Source organism: Haloarcula sp. HT12, assembly GCF_055271655.1.
Genome location: NZ_JBUXKW010000004.1, coordinates 605,785 through 618,011 on the forward strand (window position 1 = coordinate 605,785; position 12,227 = coordinate 618,011).

Annotated in this window: 9 protein-coding genes; 2 read left to right on the plus strand and 7 right to left on the minus strand. The window is 50.8% G+C overall.

Annotation, left to right across the window (positions count from 1 at the left end):
• Positions 1 to 28: 28 nt before the first annotated feature.
• The 3 genes from ACY9XZ_RS15960 to ACY9XZ_RS15970 all read right to left on the minus strand — a co-directional run bounded on the left by ACY9XZ_RS15960 (position 29) and on the right by ACY9XZ_RS15970 (position 4,485).
• On the minus strand, positions 29 to 706 hold the full coding sequence (locus tag ACY9XZ_RS15960; protein WP_463458101.1) for a type I 3-dehydroquinate dehydratase: 678 nt from the start codon (positions 704 to 706) through the stop codon (positions 29 to 31).
• A gap of 324 nt (positions 707 to 1,030) precedes the next feature.
• Positions 1,031 to 3,445 carry a methyl-accepting chemotaxis protein gene (locus ACY9XZ_RS15965; protein WP_463458010.1) on the minus strand — a complete coding sequence of 805 codons (2,415 nt, stop codon included), beginning with the start codon at positions 3,443 to 3,445 and terminating at the stop codon, positions 1,031 to 1,033.
• Positions 3,446 to 3,837: 392 nt separating this feature from the next.
• Positions 3,838 to 4,485, minus strand: a complete 648-nt coding sequence (locus ACY9XZ_RS15970; RefSeq protein WP_463458011.1) for an MBL fold metallo-hydrolase — start codon at positions 4,483 to 4,485, stop codon at positions 3,838 to 3,840.
• 478 nt (positions 4,486 to 4,963) lie between these two features.
• On the opposite strand from ACY9XZ_RS15970, the gene ACY9XZ_RS15975 reads away from it, so the two are divergent.
• On the plus strand, positions 4,964 to 6,478 hold the full coding sequence (locus ACY9XZ_RS15975; protein ID WP_463458012.1) for a phosphoenolpyruvate carboxykinase (ATP): 1,515 nt from the start codon (positions 4,964 to 4,966) through the stop codon (positions 6,476 to 6,478).
• 708 nt (positions 6,479 to 7,186) lie between these two features.
• On the opposite strand, the gene ACY9XZ_RS15980 is transcribed toward ACY9XZ_RS15975, so the two are convergent.
• Positions 7,187 to 7,630, minus strand: a complete 444-nt coding sequence (locus ACY9XZ_RS15980) for a universal stress protein (protein ID WP_463458013.1) — start codon at positions 7,628 to 7,630, stop codon at positions 7,187 to 7,189.
• A 142-nt stretch (positions 7,631 to 7,772) separates the two neighbouring features.
• Between ACY9XZ_RS15980 and ACY9XZ_RS15985 the strand changes: the two genes are divergently transcribed.
• Entirely contained in the window at positions 7,773 to 8,732 is a 960-nt protein-coding gene (locus tag ACY9XZ_RS15985) for an AEC family transporter (RefSeq protein ID WP_463458014.1), read from the plus strand.
• A gap of 293 nt (positions 8,733 to 9,025) precedes the next feature.
• Here ACY9XZ_RS15985 and ACY9XZ_RS15990 read toward each other — a convergent pair whose 3' ends face one another.
• The 3 genes from ACY9XZ_RS15990 to ACY9XZ_RS16000 form a co-directional block, all read right to left on the minus strand.
• The gene (locus tag ACY9XZ_RS15990; RefSeq protein ID WP_463458015.1) at positions 9,026 to 10,324 is read right to left on the minus strand and encodes a TRAP transporter large permease; all 1,299 of its coding nucleotides are present in this window, start codon (positions 10,322 to 10,324) and stop codon (positions 9,026 to 9,028) included.
• Positions 10,317 to 10,796 (minus strand): TRAP transporter small permease, encoded by a 480-nt coding sequence (locus ACY9XZ_RS15995; protein ID WP_463458016.1) that lies wholly within the window; start codon positions 10,794 to 10,796, stop codon positions 10,317 to 10,319. Before ACY9XZ_RS15995 ends, ACY9XZ_RS15990 begins: the two co-directional genes overlap by 8 nt.
• A 288-nt stretch (positions 10,797 to 11,084) precedes the next feature.
• Positions 11,085 to 12,206, minus strand: a complete 1,122-nt coding sequence (locus ACY9XZ_RS16000; protein ID WP_463458017.1) for a TRAP transporter substrate-binding protein — start codon at positions 12,204 to 12,206, stop codon at positions 11,085 to 11,087.
• Positions 12,207 to 12,227 lie beyond the last annotated feature (21 nt).

Below are 12,227 nucleotides of genomic sequence, written 5' to 3' on the forward strand. Positions count from 1 at the left end.
CCAGCTCGTGCGTCTGCAGAGGCCGAATCTAGTCGGAGAGTGTGAGCTCCTTCGGAACTCGGACTTCCTCTTCCTCAAGCGTATTAATAACATGTTCTTCACCACTGGCTTCTTTTGTGGTCTCAATGAGTGACCGAAGTTTTTCTAGTGGAATCTGTCCCGGTGCGTAGTCATTATTATCGGCTGCCTGCGGAGCGTAGCCAAGTTTTGACCCGTACAGGTGCGCAACGGCTCGGGTGTGGCTGCCGATTTCACCCATTGAGATACCGGCCACATCGAGACCTTGCTTGTTCGCTGTGGAAATTGCCTCCAGTAATGTTAGCGCATCTGTGTTATTTTGTGGGAATGTCGCTACTTTAGCGATATCTCCATATTCTGCGCACTGCTTGATTATTGCATCCAGAATCTCTTTTTCCGGAGTAGCTTCGAAATCATGGTGTGAAATGATTAACTGAACATCGTTTTCCCGAAACTCAGTCAGTATCCACTCTTTTGCACGTGCCGTTTCGAGCTCTATATCTACAAATTTCACAGAATCAAACCGTGAGGCAGCAAACAAATCGTCCAAACGACCGGAATCGTTTGCTTTCCCACCGAACCATCGGGTCCGGTTCGTTGCGATGATCGGGAGTTCACCGTCGTACGCGGAAAGTTGCTCGACAGGGTTCTCGGCTTTATCCATCCGAAATTCGATGAGGTCTGCCACTCCTCGGGCGTCAGGCTCCCGTGTCAGGTCGTTTGTTGTAGCCGCAAGAGCGAAATCGTCTATTTTCATGGTATTCCTTATCATTCCAAGCTATATAAATTTGGTCATCGAAAGCACACGAATGTTCATACACATTCGGTGTTTTAAAATCATCAATCTGAAATACAGTCCGGGAATGCGAATTTTGGAGTTGTTTAGGTACATAACGCGAATATATTGGTCTAAATTGTATAATGCGGATACAGAAAGCCCATTTCTCAAGTATATCAGGCCGATATGTGGGGTGTGACACAGATATGGAAGAAATACCGATCCAATTGTCGCCTACTTATTCATTCGATGCATGCCGCCCTCGGTGGTTCCCTTAGAACTGGAGCCCTCGGTTTCGGGATGTTCCTCGCGGGTTGTAGCGTCGAACTGGTCGAGCAGCTCCAAGAGATCCGCGGCCTTCGAGGAGAGGGATTCGATGCTCTCGGTAACCTCGATGGTAGTCGTGGTCTGTTGCTGGGCAGTCGCGGAGACACTCTCAGCTTGAGTAGCGTTTTGCTGACTGATAGACCCGACTTGATCGACCATTGTGACGGTGTCTTCAGTTGTACTGGCCTGTTCATCGGTAATCTTGCTGATTGACTGCATCCCGTTATCGACAGTCCCAACGTGGTCGACGATACGCTCTAAGGAATCAACGGCCTCCTCAACAGTGTCAATACCATCAGAGACGCTGTTACCCATCTCTCGGATTTCAGTCACTGTATCCTCGGTTGCGGTTTGAACTTCCGAAATGACAGTCGCGATTTCTTCAGTCCCCTTGCTGGTCTCCGCTGCCAGCGCCTTGATCTCGTCAGCTACGACCCCGAATCCGTCTCCTGTTTCACCGGCCTGTGCGGCCTCGATAGAAGCGTTCAGCGCAAGCATGTTTGTCTGCTCGGCGATATCGTCAATCAGATCCACAATCTCACCGATACGATCCATCTCCTCATTTAACGCCTCGACGCGCTCGATGGCCTCATCGGCTCGTGACTCGATGTTGTTCATCACGCTTATCGCCTCGGTTGCACGTTCGCTACCCACCTCCCCGATCTCAGTAGCCTCGCTCGCGGTCTCGGCGACCTCATCCGCCTGTGCAGCCACCTCCTCAATGGTCGCCGAGAGGTCCGACATTTGATCGGCGGCCTGTTGGATATTCTCATTCTGGCGTTCGGCCCCATCGGCGATTGCCTGGACGGAGGTGCTGACTTCTTCGCTTGTTGTCCGAACTTCGTCAGCTCTGGCGGTTATCTGTTCAGCTGATTTGTCTACATTAACAGCGAACGTCTGGATATGATCGACCGCCTGCCCCAGTTGTGAGAGCATATCGTTGAATGCCGCTGCTATTTCCGCCATCGCTGCGTTATCGGTATCGGTCTCCAGTCGTTGTGTGAGATCCCCCTCGGCGGCGATTCGCATCACACTCGAAAATTCTTCAGCCTGTTGTTCCAGAGATTCAGCGAGGTTTTCAGCCTCATGCTGGGCTTGTTCGGCATCAGCCTTGGCCTGCTCTATTTCGTCGACGAACCCTTCCAGATCCTCTCCCATCGTATTCAGTGAGTCCCCAAGCCGGCCCGGCACCTGGGTGTCAAGCGCTGGATCATCGAACCGCCGGTTCGACAGCGCATCGGCCTGTTCACTGACGGTCCGCAGGTACGACTGTATATCGGCGAAGGCAGCCTTGACCTGTCCAATTTCGTCAACTCTGTTGGTCTCATCAATATCCTCACCTATCTGCCCTGAAGCGATAGCCTCGGCACGTTCTGTAACCTCGGTCAATGAGTTCCGAATATCTCTGCCCACGAACGCACCGAACGTAACGAGTCCGACGAGCGCCAAGCCGATAAGTACGGATAAATACTGCTGGATCTGGTCTCTCAGGGCATACGCATTGTTGACCGGGACTTGCTTGATAACGATCCAATCGGTCGATGCAATGGGGGCGTAGCTGTACACGTAGTCCTCGGTCTGGACAACCCCTGTCGAGCCATTTACTGCCGACGTGAGAATCGACGACGACACGGGAGCATCAAACCGATCGAAGACACGTGTCCGATTGTCGGCGAATAAGATTTCATTCCGGTTGCCCCGTGTCTCGACGACGAACGTCTCTTCACCCGGAACGGAGTTACGAAACTGTGCGGACCGGCTACTCACATTGTAGAACACGACAGTCATGTACTCCCGCTCTGGAACTGAACTGGCAAAGGCCATATAGTACTGTCCATCCTCTTCAAAGACATGTGACTGGACAACGTCATCATTGTCCCCAAAAACGAGATCTCCGCGCCGCCAAGATAGGGCGAAATCATCCAGTGTACGGCCGCGGTATTCGTTGACTGTGCTGCGTTCTATCGTTCTTGTGGTCGTGTTGACGTAGTTGATCGCGTGCACGCTCCGATTGAGGCGATCCTGCTCGTTAATGAACGTCATCTCCGCTCGTTGCCCTGACGCTGCGGCCACGAAGTAGTGATTCGAGAGGAGACGCGTCGTCCGGGTCTGTTGTTCAAGCCACCCGTTCAATGACTGGGATTCCTGAACCGTTGTTGTTATCAGTTCGCTTTCGCGTTGGTCGGTTAATTCAGCAGTAATCGCTCCCTGTGCAGCCAGGCCCGCAACCACGATGACGAATGTGATAGCAACAACCGCGAGGGCGAACTTGCGGAGATAGCTCTGGCGGACAACTTCGGGCAAGAGTTTGTCAGCTCTCATATGTTTGATGCTTCGGTAGCATGATGTTTTCTAACATAGTATATAAATGTGGCCGATCAGTTATCATAGCTGAATCTGTACCATCTCGATCCATGCTGACACTGGTACTACCGGACTTTAATTGCCCAGATAGGTCTTTCAACAGTGCCTCACAGTAAGTACGTCTGGTTTCATATCTACGCAACCCACACCTGTGGAGTCTGATCCAATAACCCGCAACGCGAATCAACCCCATCTTCACACGAGGAAAAGTAAACCCAGGTGAGAGTCTACGAGAAAACAAAACATGGATGAATAACCGATTCACGAAAAGTGGGTATACGACCGCTCAGATGCACTTCTCAATTATTACTGAACCAAAACCCCTCTGTCATAATGATCTGGTGGGCTGGTCAGTATTCGAGTTCCCATTCACGATCTAGGAGCCAGTCATTTAGCTTGCCAAGTGGTTGTTCATCGACGTGAGATCCATGGCTGACCAATATTGTCTCGATATCATAATCAAAGAGCTTCACTAAATTTCGTTCAGCTTGCGCATGCGAGAGATCGTTGAACTGCTCTGCTGGGGGGACCAAATAGCCTGCTGGAAGACCTCTCCTATCGGAGCCTTCGAGGATATCACCAGCGATGAAGACATTGTCATCGCTAATGTAAAGACCGCTGTTGGAAACGGTATGTCCGGGTACTTGAACAACCTCTAACCCCCCTTCAAGTTGGTCCCCATCACTAACGTGGTTGTCTACGGAGATGTCGAATGCGTCGTGGAATCCTCTGGCTCCACCAGGGACAATGAGTTCGGGATCGAACGCATCCACGAGTGCGGGAGTACCACCGAAGTGACCCTCATCACCGTGGGTGAGTATCAGCCGATCAATTCCGTCGAATTCCGCTTGTAACGTTTCGACCAGTTCAGGGCCATCACCAGGGAAACCTGCATCCACGAGCGTGGTCTTGCCTTCAGGCCGGTTCCGGAGTACGAACACTCGGACGTGCTCCAACTGGATGGTATACACATCGCTTGCTACTTCTGTAATTGACATCGCATTCTGAAAGGGGGTGAGAGAGTACTTAGTTGCCTGCACTGATTCTCAGAATCTTAGAACGAAATACCATTTGGATACACTGCATTTTAGCTATCATGACTATCGTTCGATCCGGAATCAGCAGCAGGACTGCGACACCCTCGATCTGGTAGGAGTCGCCCCCGAAATCCCCAGAGATAATCGATGAAAAACGGTACGAAACCGAAAGGAATCCCGGGCGACGTAACGTTGAAACCGCATCTGAAGAACCAGTCGGACTGGGAAAGCTTGCATATCAAATCCGAGTCCGAAAGTTCTTTAATGATTCTCTGAGGCTTTCTCGTCTTGATTCGATATGTGACAGAATGTCAGCGAGACGGATCCGCCCGGTTACCGCAACAGGACATCAACGAAAACGTAGTACGATTACGGTCAAAGCAGACTCAGAGGGGTATTCAATAAGCTTATGCGTCCATATTACAAACCCTGAAATACGATGGTTAGCCTTGATAGCGTGCCGAAGAGAGCAAAGTATCCGAACCCTGTAAGGGCCGACCACATCACGTACAATCCGTCGCTTAAGGATCTCCGTGAGTTCTCTACGGATGTTGAGACAACAACCGAGTACGATTCACCATCGTACGTTAGCGAATACCGCTCCCGTAGCGCTGACCGAACTAAGAATGCCATTGATGCCGACTTCGATGACGCTGACTTCGCGGTCTTCGAGGAAGGCCTCGATTGGGTTCGAAATACGGACAACGATGTCATCTGTGTCGACCGCGTCGTCGGTAACCAACCCGATTCGTCGTTCGTCTGTCGGCTGTACCTCCCCAAAGCCTACGGTCGAATCGCGTTGTCGTGGGCGAAACTCTTGGAACCATCTGACGGTACGGAGCCGGACTTCGTCACCGTCCAACTCCCCGATGCAGCCGACGATCCAAAGATTCGTGTCCACCCTAACTCCGGCGTCACAACGGTCCTCGGTAGCGACTACACCGGTGAGGCGAAGAAGTCGTTCCTCCGATTGTTCATGTTGCGTGCGAAGGAACAGGGTGGTCTTGGCCTCCACGCCGGCAGCAAGCGCGTCACGCTTCATGACGAAGACGGTCACCGTGAGATCGGACAACTGTTCCTCGGTCTGTCAGGCACTGGGAAGTCGACGTTGACCAGCCACGGGTTGTGGCTCGACGATCCAGAGGGCGTCGAAATGATACAGGACGATGTCTGCGCATTACTGCCCTCCGGCACTGTCGCTGGCAGCGAGGGCGGCGGCCTCTACATCAAGACTATTGGCCTGGACCCCAATGAGCAGCCCGAGCTCTACGATGCAGCGACTGACGAGAGTGCTGTCTTAGAAAATGTCGCTGTTGATGACGATGGCACCGTTCACTTCGAGGAACCCCGCTACGGCCGCAACGCTCGTGCCGTAGTCAGACGTGACCACCTCGAAAGCTCCGCGGACGACATCGGCCTTGACAGCGTCGACCAGGTGTTTTTCATCACACGGAATCCACTGATGCCGCCGGTAGCGAAACTTAGTGACGAGCAGGCAGCCGTCGCATTCATGCTTGGCGAGTCCATCGAAACCAGCGCTGGTGACCCATCTCGGGTCGGCGAATCCATCCGCGTCGTCGGCACTAACCCCTTTATTGTCGGCTCCAAGGGAAAAGAGGGGAATCGCTTCCGCGATCTCATCGCGGACCTTGATGTCCAGTGTTACGTTATCAACACCGGTACCGTCGGTACTGATACCCCCGCTGATGTCGGCGTTGCAGAAACCGTCGCCATCCTCGAAGGTGTCGCCCGCAATAGTATCCAGTGGACCCACGACGACACGCTTGGTCTAGTCGTTCCGAGTAACGTTCCTGGTATTGACTTCGAACAGTTCCGAATCCCTGACCGGGTTGAAGACTTTCAGGCTGCACGAGCGGAACTCCGTGAGGAGCGATTGACCTATCTCGAACAATTCGCCGACCTCGACGACGACATTATCAACGCGGCTTACTGATTACTGTAGCGAATCGAGCAGATTGTATCAAAAGCTCGTATCCTTCAGAGAATTATACGGTTGGTGACTTCGAAGATCTGGGGAAGCCTATTAGCGAGATAGGATGTAGTCAGTGAATATTGCCGGATGAAATAGAGGCCCCCAATCATAGGCACTACGTTGCCATGGTCGTGCGGGTTAGTCTGAAGATGGTATCCCATTCCAAACTCCTCACGGCAACAGTAAGGAGTGGCTGGGACGAGAGTGACGGCGTATCGAGGACAATGAATCAGTCAAAGGATCTTTTGTTCCTCCTTTGGGAGCCGTAAAATAGGTATTTAAATTGGAAAAAGCGTTCGATAGGCACGCTTGGAAGCGGACGGCAGTTCCGTGGCTCCTAGTTTCAAAAATATTGAAATGGCTTGATCCGACTAGTAGAACCAATCTAACAAGTGTACACCAGTTATTTTATCGCAAGACAACGGATATGAGCCCCATCAAGTGTTTCAATAGTTTTGAAACATTGGAGGGAAATTTCTCAGCCATAGCTATAATTCAATAGAACGAAGAGAGTCCCGAAATTGGAAACGGCTGGCTTTACGCGCCGCTACTGATGGCATCTTTGTTGATACCGGATGATTCGCTAACCTACACACAAGCTAACTTCGGGTACCGGACTCCTTTGACTGGGGTATCGTAGAGTTGTTGGAGGTTACACCAATCGGCGTGTTATGCTTCTGAGTTTTGTGCCACTAGCGAGACCACCGGACAGCTCGCGTTCAACAGGATTGACTGTGCAACACTCCCGAACAACATTTTGCCCGTGGCAGATTGTTTCTGTGGACTAACAACGATATACCGTGCATCACGATCATCGGCATAATCAACAACTTCTGATGCTGGATCCCCGATCCGTCCGATACTTTCGGATGAAGCCTTCGTAGGATGCGATTCTATTGCTTTTGCAGCCGTTCTTGATGCCCGTTCCCGTAATTCATCAATCGACACGACTTCATCTGGATTGGCACCCTCTTCTTCAAGTTGAATTGCCTCTGAACGTTTCATGACGTGAAGCACATGGATCGTATCACCGAATTTCTCGGCCAGAGTGTCGGCCTCTTCGAGGATGCTTGCTGCTCTATCTGATTCATCAACGGCTGCCACGATTACCATACGACGGATATCAACCGCTTCCGTATTATACTTTGTCAATATCTATGATACCCAATTTTACTGCCCACGTTATGATCGACACCACCAGTATGAATTTCAGGAGTAGAAGACCTTTTACTTACCCTGCTCGTGTATCCCCCAAATGGAGTCTATTACAAGAGTCATCGCCACCTCCATCCTGCCAATTTTCCTGATTATAAGTTCAGGTTTCTTACTTAGCCGCTCGAAAGAAATTGATTCAAGTCCGTTGAATACGTTATCTCTTTTTATTTTGAATCCAGCACTCATTGTCCATAGTATAACGCTCACGGAGTTAGGGACAGACGCTCTTTTCAAAGTCTCTTTGGGAGTCTGTATCTTTGTGACGGGTGTTCTCACAGCTAGCTGGATTTTGGGTAAAGCCCTCGGAAAGGGTGATTCGTTACTGTATTCATTCCTCCTGATTGCTACGTTCGGAAATACCGGTGCTCTTGGAATTCCGCTGGCTGATTTCGCGTTTGGGGATCTCGGACGACAGACTGCCGTGCTATTCGCGGCCGTCCACGGTGTACTGGTATTTACGATTGGTCTGGCAATTGCATCGAATTCAGGAGAGCAATCACGTATCGGGAGTCTCAAGCGAGTCTTCCGATATCCGCTCGTTTACGCGGTTCTTCTTGGAATAGTCGCCCGAGCGATGGATATAGTTCCACCTGCAGATTCAGCGGCGATGGAGACTCTTGGGCTTGTCGGCGATTCGGCTATTCCAGTCATGCTAGTCATTCTTGGGATTCAGCTTTCAGAGACTCAGTATCGGAGTGCACTGTCAATGACGATCACACCGACTCTCTTTCGGTTTTTGCTCTCACCATGTATCGGCCTCATCATAGCGATAGGATTGGGATTCGGGAATTCAACCGTAGCACAGGTGTTTGTTCTCCTGACGGCTATGCCAGTCGCAGTAGCACCCGTTATCTTTTCCGTAGAGTTTGCAAGCGATACGAGGGTCGGTGGTGTGACTATCCCAGAGTTCGTCTCTGCTACTGTGTTCGTATCAACGCTCGTTTCGATGCCAGTCCTGACAATTTTTGTTACGCTGTTGAAATCGGGTACGATAATCTAAGTTTAGCAGAAGACATAGATTGTATCGGATTTCGCCACTCTAGTTTACTCATTGCTGATTTTAAAGGGTACTGTAGAGATGCGTTCATACCGCTATAATTCCGTTTCGGATAGTCGCCATCTCATGGGTGATTGTGACCACGAAGCAAAGAAACAGTACTTGGATTGCGCAATGTCTCTACAGTTCATATCTTCTGCATCAGAGATGCACGCAGCGGAATATATTGTTAACCAGAAGGCTCAGTGAATCAGTGAAAAGCACTACTTGCGAGAAGATGGCAGAACCCGGCTTGGTTAGAGGAGCCCGAATGCTCTCGGGATCGCCAGGGATAATTCGGGCAAGAGGATGATCAGCAGGAGAGCCACTGCCAGTGGTAAGTAATACGGCACCATCGATTTCATTACCTTATCAAGCGATTCTTCAGTCACTCGCTCAAGTACAAAGAGTATCAATCCGAACGGTGGCGTGATCAGTCCGTACATCAGGGTTACCACCATCACGATTCCGAAATGAACCGGATCGATACCAAGTTCTGGGTAGAGGGGGACAAGCATGGGGACCATGATTAGGAGAACTGCGATCCCCTCCATGAAGGTTCCCAGGATTAGCAGTACCACAGCCAAGAGTAGCATCGTCATCACGGGAGTTAGGGAAAGTCCAACCACAATCTCACCGATTAGATCTGGAATGCCTGAGAGCGTCAGCCAGTACGCGTAGAGATTTGCGAAACCAAATATAACCACGATGCTTACAGTGTCTTCGAACGTTTCCTTGCTGACTTCATACAGATCCTCCAAGCTAATAGACCTGTAATACAGGAATCCGAGTAGTAGCGCGTACACAACTGCTACCAGCGCTGCCTCTGTCGCTGTGAAGATACCGCCAAGAATACCTCCAATAATAATCGTTGGCGTGATCAACCCAGGGACTGCTTTTATGAATGATTCAAAGAGGCGAGAGAGATTATAACTGCCCTCGTCTGGCCAGTTCCTCTTTCTTCCGAGATAGAAGGCTGTTCCAGCCATCGCTGTTGCGAGGAGGAGTCCTGGACCGATGCCGGCGATGAACAGTGTCCCTATCGATTCTTGTGCCAATACTGCGTAAATGACGATTGGGATGCTTGGCGGGATAATCGGCCCGATGATCGCCGAAGCGCCGGTAATCCCAACAGCTGATTCACCATCGTAGCCGTTGGAGGTCATCGCCTCGTATTCCACACTCCCAATCCCAGCTGCATCTGCAACCGCAGAACCACTCATTCCTGAGAAGATCAGACTCACGACGACGTTTACTTGCGCCAAGCCGCCCTGAATCGGACCGACCAGCTCGGTGGCGAAATTGAACATGTCGTCGGTGATCCCAGTGATATTCATAATACGGCCTGCCATGAGGAAGAATGGGACAGCTAAGAGCACCCACGAATTCATCCCGGCCCAGAATCGCTGGGTGATTACGATCAGGTTCAGCGGCGGACCGATCGGGAGTATCATTATCCCGAGAACAGTCAACCCAAGCGAATACGCTGCCGGCACACCGATCCCATAGAGCAGCATCAGCAGTCCGATGAAGATAACGAGGAGCAGTTCAGACATCAGTATCACCTTGAAAACCGCCAAGGCGGGTCTTTGTATCAAGGATAATGACTCCAAGAAGGAGAGCGGAGCTCACTCCGAGTAGCGTGTATCCCCAGCCGATTTTGAACCATCCGATCATTGGAAGGCTAACATCTCCTTCAAGTACTGTTGCAAGGTATGCTGATACAACGAGAATACCAGCTAAGAACGCCATGAACACGTTGCGTAGGAGAAGCAATTCATTAGTTCTTGTAGTAATCCGTCTTAGCACTGGCAGAAACGAGATATCTGATTCGTTCTTAAACATATACGGTAATGCGATGATTGTCATCAACGCCAGAACTGTCCTCGCTATCTCGTACGTCCAATATAGCGGTACCGGGAACGTGAAGTATCGACTGAGCACTTGGAGCAGTCCGACAACCAACATGATGTTTAACATGATTACCCCAATTGCGGCGGTAATTCTGTCAAACCATTCTCCGGTCATAACTGGTACTCACTCCGTCAGTTAAAAAACCTTGTGAGTTATTGTGGATAGATTTCGTCTTGAGGACAGCAACTTCCAGAAACTACAGTCTGAGATCGGAATTGAGAGCCGCGTAGCGACAGGTATTACCGTACAATCTAAATCACCGGTAAAAATGCTCGGTCAAACGTATAAAAGTGATCGTATCTAGAACAGTGCCTACGACCCTTAACCGCTGCATTCGACGACAGACAACGCTGAAAAAGCAAAAACCCGAAATGATGTTATTGCGAGTGGTTTGGAATCGCTCTATGCGAGGTCTTGTACGTCGGCAATGTTGACGGCCCAATTGTTCTCCGACAATTCTTCCAGCGCTGGCATCCCAGCCTCAACGAAGGCAGATCGATCGACATCTTCCGGAGGCACGACGGTAGTCCCTCTGTCTCTGGCCTCCTGATATAGTTCCTCTTCTTGGGCTTTGATATCACTTGTCATTGATTCGACGGCGTCACTCGCCGTCGAAGTGATAAGTTCACGATCTTCGGAGCTCAGACCCTGCATGAACTCATCGTTATAGAGGAAGTGCTTCGTGTCAAGGAGGTGGTTCGTGACACTGAAGTGTGATTGTACTTCGTTGAGGCTGACAGACAAGAACTGGGAGATCGGGCCTTCGGATGCATCGACAACACCGGTCTGCAGCGCAGAGTAGAGTTCGTCATACGCCACAGGTGTGACGTCTGCACCGATTTCGTTCCAAACGGCGGTCCACGTCTCATACTGTGGGAGACGGAGTTTCATACCCTGCACGTCCTCAGGTGAAGTGACGGGCGAATTACTGGTATAGCAACGGTTCCCGACGTAAAAGGCGTCACCCAGTCTGATACCGTTCTCTTTGAGAATTCCATTTAGGCCATCGTCAGGTTTCAGGAACTCTTCATTGACTGCACGGTAGTGCTCCATGTCTTCGATAACAAACGGATCACCTGCAAAGGAGTAATCTGAGGCGAACCGCTGTGCCAGGGCTGTCGGACTCTCGTGTAGTATGTCGACAGTCCCGGATTCGAGAGCAGCGAGGTTGTCTTCTGTCCCCCCCAGTGTACCGGCTTCAAGATTGACTGAAATACGTCCATCGGATTCTTCTTCTAGGGCATCGATGAAGTATTCCTGCGCAGTCTGGACCGAAATATTCTCAGGCGGCTGAGTCGTTGCGAAGGTGATCTCCAGTTCTTCGTTTCCAGAGTCTGCACTTGTCGATCCATCGTCTCCACCGCTTCCGCCATCGTTGTTGCTTCCGCCATCGCTACTGGTTCCACCGCTGCCTCCATCACCATTGCCGGAACAACCGGCCAAACCGGCGGTACCGATGGTCAGAAGGGCGCCACTAGTTTTCAAGACGTTTCTTCGTGATACTGGCCGCTTGTCACGCACCATACCTGGCATGACTTCCTAATA